This is a genomic window from Geodermatophilus maliterrae (assembly GCF_041018925.1).
In the GTDB taxonomy this organism is placed as follows: domain Bacteria; phylum Actinomycetota; class Actinomycetes; order Mycobacteriales; family Geodermatophilaceae; genus Geodermatophilus; species Geodermatophilus maliterrae.
The window spans coordinates 1-18,073 of the sequence record NZ_JBFNXQ010000038.1 but is presented as its reverse complement, the minus strand read 5'-3'; the positions used below and the strand labels follow the sequence as shown (position 1 = coordinate 18,073).

The following is an 18,073-nucleotide window of genomic DNA, read 5'->3' as shown; positions in this document are numbered from 1 at the left end:
GTCGCCCAGGATGCCCGGGTCCGGGTCCCGCGGCATCAGGCGCCGCGGACCCGCAGCAGGTCGTTGGCCTCGACCGCCCTCAGCGCCAGGGTCTTGTAGCCGACCTCCTCGAACAGGACGACGACGCGGTCGTCCTCGACCCGCATGACCATGCCCGGTCCCCACTCGGTGTGCTCCACCGGCGTCTCGGGCGGGAAGGGCGTGTCGGCGTCGACGGTGGTCACGCGTTCCTGCGCGGTGCCGGCCGAGCAGTTGTCGCAGTTGCCGCAGGGCTCGTCGAGCTGCTCACCGAAGTAGCCGAGCAGGAACTGGCGGCGGCAGTCGGTGGTCTCGGCGTAGCCGCGCATCATCTCCACGCGGCTCTGGTCGACCCGCTCGTGGTGCCGGGCGAGCTCGCGGGCGGCGGCCGCGGCCTCGCCCGGGGGCGGCGCGCCCTCGGCCGGGTGCGCGGCACCCTCCTCGTCGAGGACGACGGCCTCGACCTGCTCCAGCAGGTTGAGGTCGCGGGCCAGGGGGGTGGCGGCGCGGCCGGTCTCCTCGCGCAGCTGCCTGACGTCGACGCCCTCCTCGATCCCGGCCGCCGGCGCCGCGGCGACCAGCCCGGCCACCTGCTGCAGCTCTTCCTCGGCCGGGGTGCCGGCGGCGAAGAAGCGGCGCAGACCGAGGTCCTCCTGCCGGTACACCAGGACGGCGAGCGCCGGGTCGCCGTCGCGGCCGGCGCGGCCGATCTCCTGGTAGTAGCTGTCGACCGAGTCGGCCGGCTCGGCGTGGACGACGAAGCGGGTGTCGGGCTTGTCGATGCCCATGCCGAAGGCGGTGGTGGCGACGACGACGTCGAGCTCGTCGTCCATCCACGCGCGCTGGGCGTCCTCGCGCTCGCTCTTCCTCAGGCCCGCGTGGTACGGCCGGGCGCGCAGGCCCCGCTCGGTCAGGGCGCCGGCGAGGTCGAGCGTGCCCCTGCGGGTGGCGCTGTAGACGATGCCCGGGCCGCGGCCGGCCTGGACCTCGCCGGTGGCCCGGTCGAGGACGGCCTGCCGCTTGGCGTGCGCGTCGGCGTGGTGGTCGACCTCCAGCCGGATCTCCGGCCGGTCGAACCCGGCGACGACGACCTCCGGGTCGCGCATGCACAACCGCTCGAGGATCTCCGCGCGCACCGGCGGGGCCGCGGTGGCGGTGAGCGCCAGGACCGTCGGGTGGCCGAGCTGCTCGACCACCTGGCCCAGCCGGAGGTAGTCGGGGCGGAAGTCGTGGCCCCAGGCGGAGACGCAGTGCGCCTCGTCGACGACGAACAGCACCGGGCCGGCGTCGCGGACGGCGTCGACCACCTCGGGCTTGGCCAGCTGCTCGGGGGCGAGGAACAGGTAGCGGACCGTTCCGTCCGCCAGGCCCTCCAGGGCGGCACGCTGGTCGCCGGCGGACAGGCTGGAGTTGAGTTGGGCGGCGCGGCCGACGGCGTCCCCGAGCTCGTCGAGGCGCTCGACCTGGTCGCGCTGCAGGGCGATCAGCGGCGAGACGACGAGCACCGGGCCGTCGAGCAGCTGCCCGGCGACCTGGTAGACCGCCGACTTCCCCGCACCCGACGGCAGCACCGCCAGGGTGTCGCGCCCGGCGAGGACGGCCTGCATGGCCCGCTCCTGACCGGGCCGGAACGAGTCGTGACCGAGGACGTCGCGGGCGACCTCGCGCAGCCGGCGGGTGCGGACGGAGGCCGAGTTGCCGGCGGGGTTGTCACCGGGATTGGGTGGCACCGGCTGCGGCTGCCCGGACGCCGAGATCGGCAAACGGCGCGCGGGTGGACACCGGACGTCCCCGCGGGGACGCGGTGGGGGAGGGGCGAGGGCTCAGCGCAGGTGGGAGCGGCGGGGCCCGACGTCGGCGGAGTCGGCGGCCGCGCGGCCGGCCCACCAGCCCGGGGCGTCGGCCGATGCGCGGCTGCGGCTGCTGCGCACGCGGGGGAACAGCTCGGTGAACGCGTCGTCGACCGCCTCCTGCCGGGAGCGGAGGACCGGCCGCAGGTCCACGCCCTGTTCCGCCGCGGCGGCCGTAGCGGCGCGGTCCCGTGCGCTGGTCAGCCGCTCGCCGATGCGGGCCGCGTAACCCAGGAGGAACGCGCGGCGGAACGAGCGCGAGGCCGACCGCCGTCCCGCCGCCCGCTCGGCGGCCCCGAGGGCCTGGCCGACCTGGAGCAGCAGGGAGGTGAACAGCAGCTCGACGGCGTCGAGGTCGCCGGCGACGCCGACCAGGTTCGCGATGCCCAGGCCCGAGTACCAGACCAGCTGCACGCCGTTGGCGTCGGCGACCGCGCCCAGCAGCTGCACCTTGGCCCGCACGTAGGGGTCGTCGACGTGCACGCGGCGGGTGTCCACGGCCGTGCGCGGCGGCGCCCCGGTGCCGGGGGACGCCGCGTCGACCAGCGCCGCGTCCACCGCGTGGCGGGTCATCAGCTCCTGCGCCTTGGCGGTGAGCGCCTCCGCCTCGTCGGGGAACTCCGTCGACTCGGCCTTGGCCAGCAGTGCGCGGATGCGCCGGAGCACCCGGGCGTCGTCGGGCGGGGGCGCCGGTGCCGCGCGGCGCACCCCCGGGCCCCAGTGGGACGGCGGGGGCACCAGCCGGTCGATCCGCGCCAGCGTGCGCAGCGTCGTGGCCAGGAGCAGCACCTCCCGCCACGCCTCGTCCGCGGGCCGCCCCTCCGCCCGGTGCCACGCGGCCACGACGGCGGGGGTGCCGGCGGTCAGCGCGCCCAGCTCGCGCAGCTGGTCCACCCAGCCCTCGGGCGCCCGGGAGGCGGCGTCGGTGCGCCGGGCGTCCCCGGCGATGAGGGCGACCACCAGCCGGGCCGCCCGGGTGGTCGCCCGGCGGCGGACCGTGTGCGCGACGTCGGCCGGCTGCCAGCCCCGCTCCCACGCGTCCGCCAGGGCCGACAGCAGCGCACGGGTCGCCCCGCCCGACCCGTCGACCCCCGGGTCGCGTCCGGCCAGGACGGCGGCCATCCCGTCCGCGTCCTCGCCGTCGTGGTGCCAGTCGCCGCCGAGGAGCAGGTCGCGGAGCCAGGCGTCGTCGGTCCCGGTCGTCTGTGGCATGCCGCGATGCTCTCCCGGCGAGCGGGTCCCGCCCGGGAGGAGCTGTGGACGGCCGGCCGCCGTCCACAGGCTCGTGCGGCGGCGGCCGCTGGCGTCACCTCGGCCGGCTGAGCCAGTCCCGCTCGATCCGTTCCGCGCTCGCCGGGCGGCCCAGGAGGAAGCCCTGCACCTGCGGGCAGCCCAGCTCCCGGAGGCGCTGCAGCTGCTCGTCGGTCTCCACGCCCTCGGCGGTGACGGTGGCGCCGAGGTGCTGGGCGAGCGCGAGCACGGCGGAGACGATGGCGTCGGTCGGGCGGTCGTCGGGCAGCCGCGCCACGAAGGAGCGGTCGAGCTTGAACGCCTGCGGCGTCCGCTCGCGCAGCGCCGCGAAGCTCGAGTAGCCGGTGCCGAAGTCGTCCACGGCCAGCCGGACGCCCGCGGCCGTGAACCGCTCCAGGGCCGCTCGCGCCCCCGGTTCCAGGGCGCAGGACTCGGTCATCTCCAGCTCGAGGGCGTCCGCGGGCAGCCCGACGCGGTCGAGCAGCGTCAGCACCCGGGGGGCGAAGTCGGCGGGCAGCAGCTGCCGGGGGGAGACGTTGACCGCCACGCGCGGGGTGGCGGCGCCGAAGACCCGCCGCCACCTCGCGACCTGGGTGCAGGCCTGCTCGAGCACCTGCAGGCCGAGCTCGTGGATGAGCCCGGTCTCCTCGGCCGCGGCGATGAACTCCGCCGTCGGCACCTCGCCGCGCTCGTCGTCGTGCCACCGGGCCAGCGCCTCGACGGTCTCGAGCCGGCCGTCGCCCACCCGCACGATCGGTTGGTAGGCGACGGTCACCGCACCGGCTCCGACCGCGCGGCGCAGTGCGGCGCGCAACCCCAGCCGGTCCCGGGTCTGCTGGCGCAGCGGTTCGTTGAACAGCTCGTAGCGGTGCCCCCCGCTGGCCTTGGCCCGCTGCAGGGCCATGTCGGCCGCCCGGAGCACCTCCTCGGCGTGCCCGCTCCCGTCCGCCCCGGCTCCGCCCCGCTCCTCACGGAGCCGCGGCCCGGCCAGGCCCTCCGCATCGGCGACCGCGACCCCGACACTGACCGTCACGACGACCTCCCGGCCGTCGACGGCGTACGGCTGGGCCAGCGCGGCGAGCAGCCGCTCGGCCACCCCGGCCGCCTCCTCGACGCCGCTCACGCCGTCCAGCAGGACGGCCATCTCGTCCCCGCCGAGGCGACCGACGAGGTCGGCGGGCCGCACCGCCTTCTCCAGCCGGCGCGCGACCGCCACGAGCAGCTCGTCGCCGGCGTCGTGCCCGAGCTGGTCGTTGACCCCCTTGAAGCCGTCCAGGTCGCAGTAGAGGACCGCGAACCGGGCGTCGGGCCCGCGCTCGGCCCGGTGCGCCGCGGCGTCCACCCGGTCCATCAGCAGGACCCGGTTGGCCAGCCCGGTGAGGGGGTCGTGGACCGCCGCGTGCTCGGCGGCCGCGATGCTGGCCTGCCGGCCGGTGACCAGCGCGCCGAGGGTCAACCCGGCCAGGGTGAGGGTGACCAGGCCGAGCTGCAGGCGCAACGGGCTCTCCACGACGTCCCGGCCGACCAGCGCCACGGCGACGGCGTTGGCGACGAGGACGGCGAAGGCCACCCGGGGCAGCCCCCCGCGGACGGCGATCCAGATGAGCGGCACGTAGACCAGGTAGGCCAGGTCCAGCCCACCCACCGAGGGCTCGCCGTAGGCGAGGTACACCGTCGCCAGCAACAGGGTGGCCTGCCCGGCGACCTCCAGCCGCCGGTCCAGCACGGGCGCGGCGAGCCGGCCGAGCCACCGGGGCCGGGTGCGGTCCGGCCAGGACGAGCGCTGGTACCCCGGTCCGAGCCGGGGCGGGCCGGTGAGGGGCGGCCGGTCGCGCCACAGTGCGGGCACCCGCCGGCTCGCGACGAGCAGCGCCGGCGTCAGCACCCCGACGCCCGTGGCCCGGCCGGACCAGAAGCCCAGGACACCCCGGAACCACTCGCCCCAGGTCAGCAGCCCCGTGACGGTGTACTGCAGGACCTGGGCGACCGCGACGACGAACGGCCCGGCGACGGCGGCCAGCCCCAGGAGCCAGGCGACGTCGCGTTGGCCGGGGAGGCGCGGGTCGATCCCGAGCCGCCGGAGGAGGAGCCAGGCCACGGCCGTGTGGACGACGGTGTTCAGCACGCCGCCGAGCCAGACGCTGACCCAGCTCACGTCCGGGCTGCCGACCACCAGGCCGTGCAGGGGCTCGGTCAGCAGGAGGAGCGGGGCGTAGCGCAGCCCGAACACCAGCAGCAGGGCGTAGCTCAGCCCCGTCGGCGGGTACCACAGCGACACCTCCTGCCGGGCCTGGAAGACGCTGGCGATGGCGTCCAGCCCCAGCCAGAGCCCCAGGTACACCACCGAGACGATCAGCGGACCGCGCCACCGGCGCATGCTCGTCGCGCCCTCCTGTCCCCGGCGGCCGGACGGGCACCGGCTGCGCACCTCCCCTGCCCCAGGCCCGGAGCCCTACACGCCGGTGCCGCGTGGCGGCCCCCTGCAGGGTCCCGCGGCGAGCCTGCGAGTGGTGGGGGGCAGGGGCGGCCTCGTCCCGGGTCCCGCCCTGAGCCTGCGAAGGGTGGGGAGGACGGCGGCCCCCTGCAGGGTCCCGCCGCGAGCCTGCGAGTGGTGGGGGGCAGGGGGTCCTCCAACTAGCCTGCCGCGGTGACGACCAGCTACCGGATCGCCGAGGCCGCGGCGCTGCTCGGGGTCAGCGACGACACCGTCCGCCGCTGGGTCGACAGCGGCCGGCTCCCGGCGCGGCGCGAGGGCGGTGGCCCGGCCGTCGTCGACGGCGCCGACCTCGCCCGTGTCGCCACCGCGCTGCACGAGGCGCCCGAGCCCGGCGCCACCCGCGGGTCCTCGGCGCGCAACCGGCTGGCGGGCATCGTCACGCGGGTCGTCCGCGACACCGTCATGGCGCAGGTGGAGATCCAGGCCGGTCCGTTCCGGCTGGTCTCGCTGATGTCCCGCGAGGCCGCCGACGAGCTGGGCCTGGAGGTCGGCGTCCGGGCGGTGGCCACGGTCAAGGCCACGCAGGTGGGCGTCGACGTCCCTTGAGCTGTCTCAGCTGAGGACGCCCCCTCCGATCGGATAGCCGCAGCATCGGGTGTGGCAGCGTTATGGTCCTCCGCAGACGCGGATCGCCGATCCGCCGGCGGGGAGGAGACCCGGTGCGCGAGCGGATGGCGGCGGTGCTGGCCGCGGTGGTGCTGGGCGCCACGGCCTGCGGGGGAGGGGACGACGCCGCGGCGTCGTCGGCGTCCGACGACGGCGGCGGGCTCACCGGCACGCTCACCGTCTTCGCGGCCGCCTCGCTCACCGACGTCTTCACCGACCTCGGGCAGCGGCTGGAGCGCGCGAACCCGGACCTGACCGTGCAGTTCAACTTCGCCGGCAGCTCGGCCCTGGCCACCCAGCTCACCCAGGGCGCCCCGGCCGACGTCTTCGCCTCGGCCAACGGCGCGCAGATGGACGTCGTCACCGACGCCGGCCTGGCCGACGGCGACCCGACCGTCTTCACCGCCAACGTCCTGCAGATCGCCGTCCCCGCAGGCAACCCGGCCGGCGTCACCGGGCTCGCCGACCTCGGCCGCGAGGAGCTCACGGTCGCCGTCTGCGCGCCCGAGGTGCCGTGCGGCGCGGCCGCCGAGGACGTCTTCACCGCTGCCGGCGTGACCCCGCGCCCGGACACCCAGGAGGAGGACGTGCGCGCCGCGCTCACCAAGGTCGAGCTCGGCGAGGTCGACGCCGCGCTCGTCTACGCCACCGACGTGGTCGCCGCCGGGGACGCCGTCGAGGGCATCGCCGTGCCGGAGGCCGAGGACGCCGTCAACGACTACCTGCTGTGCACCCTGGCCGCCGCACCCGACCCGGAGGCCGCGCGCGCCTTCGTCGACCTGGTCCTGTCCGAGGAGGGGCAGCAGGCGCTCGAGGCGGCCGGCTTCCGGGCCCCGTGAGGCGCCCCCGGACACCGGCGCCCCTCCTGGTCCCCGCCACCCTCGCGGTCGCCTTCCTCGTCCTCCCCCTGGCCGGGCTGCTGATCCGGACGCCGTGGTCGCAGCTCGGCGCGCTCCTCACCGCCCCGGGCGTCGGGCAGGCGCTGCGCCTCTCCCTCGTCTCCGCGACCCTCGCCACCGCCGTCTCCGTGGTGCTCGGCGTCCCGCTGGCCTGGGTGCTCGCCCGTTCGCGGGCGCGCGGCCGGGCGGTGCTCCGCGCGCTGGTCACCGTGCCGCTGGTCCTGCCCCCGGTCGTCGGCGGCGTCGCGCTGTTCCTCGTGCTCGGCCGGCAGGGCATCGTCGGGAGCTGGCTGGCCGCGACGACCGGGATCACCATCCCGTTCACCACCGCCGCCGTCGTCATCGCCGAGACGTTCGTGGCGATGCCGTTCCTCGTCATCAGCGTCGAGGGCGCGCTGCGGGCCGCCGACGCCCGCTTCGAGGACGCCGCCGCCACCCTCGGGGCCGACCGCTGGACCACCTTCCGCCGGGTCACCCTGCCGCTGGTCGCGCCCGGCGTGGCCGCCGGCGCGGTGCTGTGCTGGGCGCGGGCGCTGGGGGAGTTCGGCGCGACGATCACCTTCGCCGGGAACTTCCCGGGGACGACGCAGACGATGCCGCTGGCCGTCTACCTGGCCCTGCAGCGCGACCCGCAGGCGGCGATCGTGCTCTCCCTGGTGCTGCTGCTCGTCTCGGTGGCCACCCTGCTCCTGTTGCGCGACCGCTGGCTCGGACGGGGGGCGGCCGCGTGAGTCTCGCCGCGGAGATCGCCGTGCAGCGCGGCCCGGTCACCGTCGACGTCGCCGTCGAGGTGGCCGACGGCGAGGTGCTCGCCGTCCTCGGACCCAACGGCGCGGGCAAGTCCACGCTGCTGCGGGTGCTGGCCGGCCTGCTGCCCCCGGACGGCGGCCGGGTCGCCGTCGGCGGGCGGACCTGGGACGACGTCACCGCCGGCGTCCACCTGCCCGCGCACCGCCGCCCGCTCGGGATGGTCTTCCAGGACCACCTGCTCTTCCCGCACCTGTCGGTGCGCGAGAACGTCGCCTTCGGCCCGCGCACGCGCGGGGTGCCGAGGGCCGCGGCGCGGGCCGCCGCCGACGGCTGGATCGAGCGGGTGGGCCTCGCGGGCCTCGGCGACCGCCGGCCCGGGCAGCTCTCCGGCGGGCAGGCGCAGCGGGCGGCGCTGGCCCGGGCGCTGGTGGGCGACCCGGCGCTGCTGCTGCTCGACGAGCCGCTGTCGGCGCTGGACGCCCGCACCCGCCTCGCCGTCCGCGCCGAGCTGCGCCGTCACCTCGCCGACTTCGCCGGCAGCACCGTCCTGGTCACCCACGACCCCGTCGACGCCATGGCGCTGGCCGACCGGGTGCTCGTCGTCGAGGACGGGGCCGTGGTGCAGGCCGGCACACCGGCGGACGTGGCCCGGCACCCGCGCACCGACTACGTCGCCCGGCTGGTCGGGCTCTCGCTGCTGCCGGGCACCGCCGACGGCCTGACCGTGCGGCTGGACGGCGGGGGCGTGGTCGCCGTGGCCGAGCCGGCGCGGGGGCCGGTGCTGGTGGCCGTCCGCCCCGAGTCGGTGGCGCTGTACCCGTCGCGGCCCGAGGGCAGCCCGCGCAACGCGTGGCCGGCGCGGGTGGCCGGCGCGACGCCGCACGGGTCGACCGTGCGCTGCGAGCTCGACGGCGAGGTGCCGCTGGTCGCCGACGTCACCGCGACCGCGTTCGCGGAGCTGGGCCTGGCCCCGGGCTCGCCGGTGTGGGCGGTGGTCAAGGCCTCCGAGGTCGCCGTCTACACCCGGTGACAGGGTGGCGGGCATGAGCGTGGTCGCCGGGCTGGTCCTCGCCGCCGGGGGCGGCCGCCGCTACGGCATGCCCAAGGCGCTGGTCGAGTACGAGGGCAGCCTCCTGGTCGAGCGGGCGGTGCGGACGGCGCGCGCGGTCTGCGACCCGGTGCTCGTCGTCCTCGGCGCCCGGGCGGTCGACGTCTGGCGGACCGCCGACCTCGACGGCGCCACCGTGCTGGCCAACCGCGACTGGGAGACCGGCATGGCCTCCAGCCTGCGCACCGGCCTCGACGGCCTGCGCGGCTGGCCGGGGCGGGTCGACGCCGCCCTGGTCACGCTGGTCGACATGCCGGGGATGACGCCGGAGGCGCTGCGCGTCCTCGCCGCGCACGCCGCCCCCGACGCACTCGCCGTCGCCACCTACGACGGCGTCCGCGGGCACCCGGTGCTCCTCGGCCGCGAGCACTGGGCCGGGGTGGCGGAGACGGCCACCGGTGACGAGGGCGCCCGCCGCTACCTGGCCGCGCACGGTGTCACCGAGGTCGACTGCACCGGCCTGGCCGACCCGGTGGACCTCGACGTGCCGCCCGGCGGGGTAGCTTCGGCGCCGTGATCGCCCGGGTCGTCGACGAGCCGCTGTCGGTCGCCGAGCACGAGCAGGCCGTGGCCGACTCCGGTGCCGGCGCCGTCGTCTCCTTCTGCGGGGTCGTCCGCGACTCCGACGGCGGCCGGTCGGTGACCGAGCTGGAGTACGTCGGGCACCCGACGGCCGAGGCGGTGATCGCCGAGCTGGCCGAGGAGTTCGCCGCCCGACCCGAGGTGCGGGCGGTCGCCGTCTCCCACCGGGTCGGCCTGCTGGGCATCGGTGACGTCGCCCTGGCCTGCGCGGTCAGTGCCGCCCACCGCGGCGAGGCCTTCCGCGCCTGCGCCGACCTCGTCGACGAGGTGAAGGAGCGGCTGCCGATCTGGAAGCGGCAGGTCTTCACCGACGGCGAGGAGGAGTGGGTCGCCTGCCCCTGAGACGCCGGGGCAGGGGGCGCGGACGATCGCGTTCCGTCACCGATCTGTGTCCCTGCGTGCACCGCGGCACCTTGACCCGGCGCGGCCCCCGTGGCACAACAGTGCCGGAGCTCCAAGGGCGGGGCGCGGGTCTCCTGGCACGTCGCCATCCCGGACGGAGGTGGACCACGGTGCCGGCCCCCCGGCGTGATCCCGTCCTGGAGTCGATGCCGCTGGGCTACATGTCCGTCGACGCCGACTGGTGCATCACCTACGTCAACGCGGCCGGCGAGGCCGTCGTCGGTCAGACCTGGGACGAGCTGGTCGGGGTCGACTACTGGTCGGTCTTCCCGGCCAACGCGGCCAACGAGTTCGGCCGCGCCTTCCGCGAGGTGGTCGCGAGCGGCCGGCCGCAGACGATCGAGGCCTTCTACCCCGAGCCGCTCAACCGGTGGTTCGAGGTGCGCGCCGTCCCGGTGCCGACGGGGCTCACGATGTACTTCTCCGAGGTCACCGCCCAGCGCCTGGCGCAGGACCGCCTGGCCCTGCTGGCCCGGGTGGGCGCCGAGCTGACCGGCACCCTCGACCTCACCGAGGCGGTGCGGCGCATCCCGCGCCTGGTCGTGCCCGAGCTGGGCGAGGCCTGTCTGCTCACCGTCCTCGACGACGAGGGCCGCCCGCGCGACCTGGGCTCCTGGCACGGCGACCCCGCCCGCCGCGACACCCTCACCCGCTACGCCTCGGTCCGGCTGCCGGCGATGCCCGCGGCGGCACCGGTCGTCCGGGCCCTGGCCGGCGAGACGGTGGCCGCCGACGGCGCCGACGTGCTCGCCGCCATCCCCGACCCCGAGGCCCACGAGCTCTACCGCGAGCTGGGCGCGCCCTCGGTGCTGGCCGTGCCGCTGCCCGGCCGCGACCGGGTCATCGGCGCGCTGACCTTCCTCGCCGGCAGCGGCAGCAGCACCGTCCGCGTGGACCCGCTGACCGCGCGCGAGGTGGCCGGCCGGGTGGGGCTGGCCCTGGACAACGCCCGGCTGTTCGCCCGGCAGCAGCAGCTGGCCGAGACCCTGCAGCGCAGCCTGCTCACCACGCCCCGGCGCTCGCCCCTGGGCCGGATCGCGGTGCGCTACACCCCTGCCGCCGAGGCGGCCCGCGTCGGCGGCGACTGGTACGACGCCTTCACCCAGCCCGGTGGGGGCACGACGCTGGTCATCGGCGACGTGGTCGGCCACGACACGGCGGCCGCGGCGGCCATGGGCCAGCTGCGCTCGCTGCTGCGGGGCATCGCCGCCTACAGCGACGCCGGCCCGGCCGAGGTGCTGCGGGGCCTGGACACCGCGATGGCCACCCTGGACGTCGACACGTTCGCCACGGCCGCCGTCGGCCGGTTCGAGCGGGCGCCGGAGGACGCCGCCGCCGGCCGGACCCGGATGACGTGGTCCAACGCCGGGCACCTGCCGCCGCTGGTCCTGGCGCCCGGTGGCGGACCGGTGGCGCTGCCCGAGGGCCCGGGCGACCTGCTGCTCGGCGTCGACCCGGACAGCCCGCGCACCGAGTGGACGGTGTTCCTGGAGCGGGGCACCACGGTGCTGCTGTTCACCGACGGCCTGGTCGAGCGGCGCACGACCGACCTCGACAGCGGGCTGGCGCGGCTGCTCGCCACGGCCCGCGAACTGGCCGACCGCCCGCTCGAGGAGCTCTGCGACGAGCTCATCGAGCGGCTGGTGCAGGGCCGGCCCGAGGACGACGTCGCCCTGGTGGCCCTGCGCCTGGACGGCTGGGACGCCGGCGGCTGGGACACCGACGGCTGGGACGCCGACGGCTGAGCGGCCTCAGCCGACGGGGCTGCCGTCGTCGTCGGTGCGGCGCGGGGTGCCGCGCTGGCCGGCCTCCCCGGCGCGCTCCTCCTCCAGCTCGACCTCGCCCTCCAGCCGGTGCGCCTCGCCGGCCACCGTGGCGGCGGCGTCACCGTGCGACTGGCCGTAGACCTCCTCGGCCCGCCCCAGCAGCTCCTGCGCCTTCGCCCTGGCCTTGTCGATGAAGCTCATCGCGCTCCCGCCCTCCCTGGTCCCCGGGCCGGTGCCCGGTGTGCAGCATCCCGGATCTCGCCGACCAGCTCCTCCAGGATGTCCTCCAGTGCCACCACGCCGACCACCCGGCCCCCGTCGGTGACCGCGGCGAACTGCGCCCGCCCGGCCTGCATGACCGCGAGGGTGCGGCGCAGGTCGTCGGCGGCGGCCACCCGCGGCAGGGGGCGGGTGATGTCGCGGACCCGCGGCTCGGGTGCTCCGTCGGAGACCAGGACGTCCTTGACGTGCACGTAGCCGAGCAGCCGCTCGCCGTCGGCGACCGGGAAGCGGGAGAACCCGGTGGCGGCGGCCGCCCGCTCGACGGCGGCGGTGTCGTCGCCGGGGGAGACGACGGTCAGCGCCGCACGCGGGATGAGCACCGAGCGGGTGTCGCGGTCCTCGAGGCCGAGGGCGCCGGTGAGCAGCTCGTGGCCCCGCGCGTCGAGCAGCCCGCCGGCGCGCGACTCGTCGAAGAGGCCGGCCACCTGGTCGCGGGTGAACGCGCTGGTGACCTCGTCCTTGGGCTGCACGCCCAGCAGCCGCAGCACGCCGTTGGCCAGCGCGTTGAGCGCCACGATGACCGGCTTGAGGACGGTGACGACGGCCGCCAGCGGCGGCGCGAGTGCCAGCGCCGCGCGGTCGGGCCCGGCCAGGGCGAGGTTCTTGGGCACCATCTCGCCGATCACCACGTGCAGCGCGACGACGACGGTCAGCGCGATGACGAAAGCGATCGGGTGCACCAGCGCCTCGGGCACCGCCAGCAGCTCGAAGGCCGGCTCGAGCAGGTGCGCCACCGCTGGCTCGCCGATGGCACCCAGGCCCAGCGAGCAGACCGTGATCCCGAGCTGGGCGCCGGCCATCATCAGCGAGACGCGCTCCATCGCCGCGAGCGTCGTCCGGGCGCGGCGTGAGCCGGCCTCGGCCAGCGGCTCGATCGACGAGCGCCGGGCGGAGACCAGCGCGAACTCCGCGCCGACGAAGAAGGCGTTGGCCAGCAGCAGCACGACGGCGACCAGCACGCCGACCCAGTCACCCACGGTCGGCCTCCTCGTCACCGGTCGTGGCGGGCAGCCCGCCGACCACCGCCCGCTCCACGCGGGTGCCGTCCACCCGGTCGACCTGCACCCACACGCCGGCCGGCAGCCCCTCGGCGTCGGCGGCCAGCTCCGGCGGCAGGGTGGGCCGCGCCTCGATCCGGTCGCCGACCTCGGGGATGCGGCCCAGCACGTGCAGCACCAGGCCGCCCAGGGTCTCCCAGTGCCGGTCGGCGGGGACCGCCAGGCCGGTGGCCCCGGCCACCTCGTCGGGGCGCAGCAGCCCCGACACCGACCAGGTGCCGTCGCCGCGGTCGACGACGTCGTCGCCGGTCTCGGTGTCGTACTCGTCGGTGAGGTCGCCGACGAGCTCCTCCACCAGGTCCTCCACGGTCACCACGCCGTCGGTGCCGCCGTACTCGTCGACGACGACGGCCATCTGCAGCCCACTGCGGCGCAGGTCGCCGAGCAGGTCGTCCAGCCGCCGCGACGTCGGGACGAACAGCGCCGGCAGCATCACCGCCGACACCGGCGTGGCCGCCCGCCGGTCGCGGGGGACGGCGAGGGCGTGTTTCACGTGCACCATCCCGACGACGTCGTCGACACCGCCGGCGGCGACGACCGGGAAGCGGGAGTGGCCGGAGTCGCGGGCGGTGGTGAGCACCTCGGCGACGGGCGCGTCGGCGTCGACGGTGGTGGTGCGGGTGCGCGGGGTGGCGGCATCGCTGGCCCGCAGCTCGCCGAAGGCCAGGCCGCGCTCGAGCAGGACGGCGGTCTCGGCCGGCAGCGTGCCCTGCCGGCCCGAGCGGCGGACCAGCGAGGTGAGCTCCTCCGGGGAGCGGGCCGAGGCCAGCTCCTCCTGCGGCTCGACGCCGAACAGCCGGCGCAGCAGCACGTTGGCCCCGCCGTTGAGGAACCGGATGAGCAGCGCCGTGGCGCGGGTGAAGCCCCGCTGGAAGCCGGCGACGGCCCGCGCGGTGCGCAGCGGGTCGCTGATCGCCAGGTTCTTGGGCACCAGCTCGCCGAACACCATCGTCAGCGCGGTGGCCAGGACCAGCGCCACGGTGATCGACACCGACCGGGCGGCGGCGCCGGACAGGCCGACCGACTCCAGCGGTCCCCGCAGCAGGGCGGCGATCGACGGCTCGGCGACGAAGCCGATGGCCAGGTTGGTGATCGTGATGCCGAGCTGGGCGCCCGACAGCTGGGTGGACAGGGTGCGCAGCGCGTCGAGCACGCCGGAGGCGCCGCGCGTGCCCGCCGCCGCCTCGCGCTCCACGGTGGGCCGGTCGACGGTCACCAGGGCGAACTCGAACGCCACGAAGGCGGCGCAGGCGAGGACGAGGACGAGGCCGACCAGGAGGAGCAACCACTCGGTCATGCGGCGCCTCGGAGGCGGGGGTGGGACGGGGGACGGCTCGTATGGTGAGGCAGGCTCACGAGGGGGCGGTCATCCTCCGGCGAAGGGGGGCAGCACGTCGACGACTGCCCCGGGTGCCAGCTGCAACGCGCGGTCGCGCGTCTGCGTTCCGTCGACGAGGAACGAGCAGGCGGTGAGCACGCGCTCGAGCCGCTCGCCGTGGGTCTCGACGATCCGGCCCACCAGCTCCTCGAGCGTGCCGGCCGCGCAGGTCTCGGTGTCGACACCGGCCGCGGCGCGGGCGCCCGCGAAGTACCGCACGGTGACCGTCGGGGCGGTGGGGTGGGGGAGGGAGACAGCGGTCACGCCGCTCACCCGCCGATCGCCGACATCGGCCGGCTCGGCTGCAGGAAGCTCGGGTCGTCGATGCCGTGGCCGGGCAGCTTGGCCAGCGTGGCGATCCGCCAGCGGTCGGCCAGCTCGTCGTCGGTGGCGCCCTCGCGCATCGCCGTCCGCAGGTCGGACTCCTCGCGGGCGAACAGGCAGTTGCGGATCTGCCCGTCGGCGGTCAGCCGCGTCCGGTCGCAGGTGCCGCAGAACGAGCGGGTCACCGAGGCGATGACGCCGACCGTGGCGGGACCGCCGTCGACCAGCCAGCGCTCGGCGGGCGCGGAGCCGCGCTCCTCGGTGTCGGGCGTGAGCACGTGCGCGGCCGACAGCCGCTCCAGGATGTCCTCGGCGGTGACCATCTCGCCGCGGGTCCAGGCGTGGTGGGCGTCGAGCGGCATCTGCTCGATGAAGCGCAGCTGGTAGCCGCGCTCGAGGCAGAAGTCGAGCAGCGGGACGGCGTCGACTTCGTTCATGCCACGGAGCAGGACGGCGTTGACCTTGACCGGGGTGAGCCCGGCGTCGTGCGCGGCGGCGAGGCCGGCGAGGACGTCGTCGAGGCGGTCGCGGTGGGTGAGCGCCCTGAACCGCTCGCGGTCGAGGGTGTCGAGGCTGACGTTGATCCGGTCCAGCCCCGCCGCGGCCAGCGCCGGTGCGACCCGGGCCAGGCCGATGGCGTTGGTGGTGAGGCTGACCTCCGGCCGCGGGGACAGCGCGGTGGCGGCCTCGACGATGCCGACCAGGCCGGGGCGCAGCAGCGGCTCGCCGCCGGTGAACCGGACCTCCTCGATGCCCAGCCGCTCCACGCCGATGCGCACCAGCCGGACGACCTCGTCGTCGGTGAGCTGCTCGACCTTGGGCAGCCACTGCAGGCCCTCCGGCGGCATGCAGTAGGTGCAGCGCAGGTTGCAGCGGTCGGTCAGCGAGACCCGCAGGTCGGTGGCGACGCGGCCGTGGCGGTCGACCAGCCCGCCGCTGCCGGGGGACACGGCCGGCGCGGGCGTGCGGCGCACCACCGGGTCGGGCAGCGGGCTGGGGGTGGTCACGACAGTGAATGTAGTGGCGCGCGGCCCGTCCGCGCCGCCTCCGGACACGACGACGGGGGCGACCCGGGTGTGGGTCGCCCCCGTCGGGGGATGCGGATCAGGCGGGGGTCAGCCGATCGGGGTGGGATCGGTCGGGTCCGGCGGGACCGGCACCGAGCCCTGGATGCGGTTGCGCGCCTGGCAGTCGGTGGTGCAGTTGGTGGCACCGGCCGACAGCTCGATCGCGTCCTCGCCGAGCACGCCGCCCATGCGGCCGCCCGAGGTGACCGACCAGCGGGTGGTGGTGGCGGTCTGCTCGAGCTTGGTGGCCACCTGCGGGCTGTCCTTGCCGAGCAGCATCTGGTGGGTGGCGTCGGCGGCGACGCCGTCGCCGAGGTTGATCTTGCCCGTGTACTCGTTCACGAAGTAGAAGAGGCCGGCGCCCAGGGTGTGGACGTACTCGATCGCGGTGCCGAACTCCTGCTCCATCTGGAAGATGCCGCCCTGGGGGGCGTCCTTCGACTGGACCTTGAACTTGCCGCCCGCGGTGCTGAACTCGGTGACGAGGACGTCGTCACGCAGGCGCAGGTCGCTGATCCGGACGCTGCGCAGCTGCGCGGCGGTGAGCACCGGGACCTTCGAGGCGAACACGACGGTCGGCCGGGTGACCATGCGCTCGGCGCTGGGCGCCCCGGTCAGCGTGTAGTCGTAGACACCCAGGGTCGTAGGGTCGATCCTGTAGGTGACGTGCCGGCCACGGACGGTGATCGGGCTCGTCGGCGTCACGCCCTGCAGGCGCGTCTCACGGCCGGCGGCGGGGTCGTACGTCCGGCCGTTGACGGTGACCGAGAAGTCGCCGCCGGCGCTGCCGCCCTCGGTGCCGCCGTCGTCACCGCCGGCCCACGCGGTGCCGGGCGCGAGCAGGGAGACGAAGGCCGAGACGGTGGCGAGCAGCAGGACGAGCGCGGCACGGAGGGGCAGCGGGCGCGAAGCGGGCTGCGGGGTGCTGGGGGCCACGGGGCTCCTCTGTTTCGGTGAGCGGGTCGTCGCAGAAAGTACATGAAGCTTCATGTATTCCGGAGGCGGACACGCCACGTCGACGAACCGGGACGACGACACCCGAGCGGGTGGTTACCGTCGAGGAGCCACCCGAGGAGCCCGCGGACGGATCCGCGCTCGCCCGTGGCCAGGAAGCGCGAGAGAGCCCGTGTCACCCCGCACCGTCTTCGGGCCCTATGCCCGCCTGTTCGCCGTCCCGGGGGCCGCCTGGTTCTCCCTGGCCGGCTGGGTCGCCCGCCTCCCGCTGCCGATGCTCGGCCTCGGCGCGGTGCTGCTCGTCGAGGGCGAGTCCGGCAGCTACGCCCTGGCCGGCGCCGTCTCCGGGACGCTGGCGCTCTCGGCCGCGGTGGCCGGACCGCAGTGGTCGCGGGCCATGGACCGGCGTGGCCAGGGGGCCGTGCTGCGGGTGGCGATGGCCGCCTACCTGGTCACCGGGCTGGCCTTCGTCGGCGTCGTGGTCGGCGACGCGCCGCGCTGGAGCTGGTTCCTCCTCGCCGCGCTGACCGGGGCGAGCCTGCCGAACATCGGCGCGATGGTGCGCGCCCGGTGGGCCGCCGCGCTGGAGGACGCCGAGCGGCGGCAGACCGCCTTCGCCTTCGAGGCCGTCGTCGACGAGGTCGTCTTCGTCGTCGGGCCGCCGCTGGTGACCGTGCTGGGCACGCTGGTCGCCCCGGCCGCCGGCTTCACCACCGGCATCGTCCTCGGGACGGTCGGCGGGCTGTGGCTGGCGCGCCAGCGGGGCACCGAGCCCGCGGTCGTGCCGGTGGCGGCGGGCCAGCGGCGCGGCCGGGCGGTCGCGCTCGGGCCGGCGGTGCTCGTCGTCTGCGCGGCCTACCTGGGCGTGGGCACGGTGTTCGGCGCGATGGACGTCGTCGTCGTCGGGTTCGCCGAGGAGCAGGGGGTGCCCGCCCTCGCGGGGCTGGCGCTGGCCCTCTATGCCGGCGGGAGCCTGGTCGCCGGCCTGGCCTACGGCGTCGCCCGGCTGCGCGGCACGCTGTCGGCGCGCTTCCTCGTCACCGCCGTCGCCTTCGGGCTGGCCGCGCAGGCGCTGTGGGCCGTGGCCTCCCTGCCGCTGCTGGTCGGCGCCGGGTTCCTCGCCGGGCTCGCCGTCGCGCCGGTGCTCGTCTCCGGCGCCTCGCTGGTCGAGTCGCGGGTGCCGCGGGCGGCGTTGACCGAGGCGCTGGCGTGGACCAACACCGGGCTCACCCTGGGGGTCACGGCCGGGTCGGCGCTGGCCGGCGCGGCCGTCGACGCCTG

17 protein-coding genes and 1 pseudogene are annotated in these 18,073 nt (G+C 76.4%); 9 read left to right on the top strand and 9 right to left on the bottom strand.

Annotated elements, in window-relative coordinates; genetic code table 11:
- Positions 1-35: 35 nt before the first annotated feature.
- From ABQ292_RS13295 to ABQ292_RS13285, 3 genes are all read right to left on the bottom strand, one after another.
- Positions 36-1,748: a RecQ family ATP-dependent DNA helicase gene (locus ABQ292_RS13295; protein ID WP_369207075.1), complete on the bottom strand. Its 1,713-nt coding sequence runs from the start codon at positions 1,746-1,748 to the stop codon at positions 36-38.
- A 93-nt stretch (positions 1,749-1,841) separates the two neighbouring features.
- Positions 1,842-3,080, bottom strand: a complete 1,239-nt coding sequence (locus tag ABQ292_RS13290; protein WP_369207073.1) for a DUF2786 domain-containing protein — start codon at positions 3,078-3,080, stop codon at positions 1,842-1,844.
- A gap of 94 nt (positions 3,081-3,174) precedes the next feature.
- Positions 3,175-5,496: a putative bifunctional diguanylate cyclase/phosphodiesterase gene (locus tag ABQ292_RS13285; protein WP_369207071.1), complete on the bottom strand. Its 2,322-nt coding sequence runs from the start codon at positions 5,494-5,496 to the stop codon at positions 3,175-3,177.
- 270 nt (positions 5,497-5,766) lie between these two features.
- Between ABQ292_RS13285 and ABQ292_RS13280 the strand changes: the two genes are divergently transcribed.
- From ABQ292_RS13280 to ABQ292_RS13250, 8 genes and pseudogenes are all read left to right on the top strand, one after another.
- Positions 5,767-6,162, top strand: coding sequence for a TOBE domain-containing protein (locus ABQ292_RS13280; protein ID WP_204692169.1), 396 nt, complete (start codon positions 5,767-5,769; stop codon positions 6,160-6,162).
- A 113-nt stretch (positions 6,163-6,275) separates the two neighbouring features.
- Positions 6,276-7,061 (top strand): molybdate ABC transporter substrate-binding protein, encoded by a 786-nt coding sequence (modA, locus tag ABQ292_RS13275; RefSeq protein WP_369207069.1) that lies wholly within the window; start codon positions 6,276-6,278, stop codon positions 7,059-7,061.
- Positions 7,058-7,852, top strand: a complete 795-nt coding sequence (locus tag ABQ292_RS13270; RefSeq protein ID WP_369207067.1) for an ABC transporter permease — start codon at positions 7,058-7,060, stop codon at positions 7,850-7,852. The genes modA and ABQ292_RS13270 overlap by 4 nt, the downstream gene beginning before the upstream one ends.
- Positions 7,849-8,325: pseudogene (locus ABQ292_RS26695) on the top strand (ATP-binding cassette domain-containing protein); the annotation flags it as partial. The gene ABQ292_RS13270 and the pseudogene ABQ292_RS26695, both read left to right, overlap by 4 nt.
- 120 nt (positions 8,326-8,445) lie before the next feature.
- The gene (locus ABQ292_RS26690) at positions 8,446-8,901 is read left to right on the top strand and encodes a TOBE domain-containing protein (protein WP_438940590.1); all 456 of its coding nucleotides are present in this window, start codon (positions 8,446-8,448) and stop codon (positions 8,899-8,901) included.
- Between the two features lie 13 nt (positions 8,902-8,914).
- Complete coding sequence (locus tag ABQ292_RS13260; RefSeq protein ID WP_369207063.1) at positions 8,915-9,496, top strand: nucleotidyltransferase family protein; 582 nt, start codon at positions 8,915-8,917, stop codon at positions 9,494-9,496.
- Positions 9,493-9,903, top strand: a complete 411-nt coding sequence (locus tag ABQ292_RS13255; protein WP_369207061.1) for a molybdenum cofactor biosynthesis protein MoaE — start codon at positions 9,493-9,495, stop codon at positions 9,901-9,903. Before ABQ292_RS13260 ends, ABQ292_RS13255 begins: the two co-directional genes overlap by 4 nt.
- A 170-nt stretch (positions 9,904-10,073) precedes the next feature.
- Complete coding sequence (locus tag ABQ292_RS13250; protein ID WP_369207059.1) at positions 10,074-11,708, top strand: SpoIIE family protein phosphatase; 1,635 nt, start codon at positions 10,074-10,076, stop codon at positions 11,706-11,708.
- 6 nt (positions 11,709-11,714) lie between these two features.
- On the opposite strand, the gene ABQ292_RS13245 is transcribed toward ABQ292_RS13250, so the two are convergent.
- The 6 genes from ABQ292_RS13245 to ABQ292_RS13220 form a co-directional block, all read right to left on the bottom strand.
- A complete protein-coding gene (locus tag ABQ292_RS13245) occupies positions 11,715-11,930 on the bottom strand; it encodes a hypothetical protein (protein WP_369207057.1) in 216 nt (71 codons plus the stop codon).
- Positions 11,927-12,988 (bottom strand): hemolysin family protein, encoded by a 1,062-nt coding sequence (locus ABQ292_RS13240; RefSeq protein ID WP_369207055.1) that lies wholly within the window; start codon positions 12,986-12,988, stop codon positions 11,927-11,929. The genes ABQ292_RS13245 and ABQ292_RS13240 overlap by 4 nt, the downstream gene beginning before the upstream one ends.
- The gene (locus tag ABQ292_RS13235) at positions 12,981-14,366 is read right to left on the bottom strand and encodes a hemolysin family protein (protein WP_369207053.1); all 1,386 of its coding nucleotides are present in this window, start codon (positions 14,364-14,366) and stop codon (positions 12,981-12,983) included. Before ABQ292_RS13235 ends, ABQ292_RS13240 begins: the two co-directional genes overlap by 8 nt.
- A 69-nt stretch (positions 14,367-14,435) precedes the next feature.
- Complete coding sequence (locus tag ABQ292_RS13230; RefSeq protein ID WP_369207051.1) at positions 14,436-14,711, bottom strand: MoaD/ThiS family protein; 276 nt, start codon at positions 14,709-14,711, stop codon at positions 14,436-14,438.
- Positions 14,712-14,716: 5 nt separating this feature from the next.
- Positions 14,717-15,778: a GTP 3',8-cyclase MoaA gene (moaA, locus tag ABQ292_RS13225; protein ID WP_369207049.1), complete on the bottom strand. Its 1,062-nt coding sequence runs from the start codon at positions 15,776-15,778 to the stop codon at positions 14,717-14,719.
- A gap of 108 nt (positions 15,779-15,886) precedes the next feature.
- On the bottom strand, positions 15,887-16,774 hold the full coding sequence (locus ABQ292_RS13220) for a hypothetical protein (protein ID WP_369207047.1): 888 nt from the start codon (positions 16,772-16,774) through the stop codon (positions 15,887-15,889).
- 190 nt (positions 16,775-16,964) lie between these two features.
- On the opposite strand from ABQ292_RS13220, the gene ABQ292_RS13215 reads away from it, so the two are divergent.
- On the top strand, positions 16,965-18,073 hold a 1,109-nt coding region (locus ABQ292_RS13215; protein ID WP_369207045.1), incomplete at its 3' end, for an MFS transporter.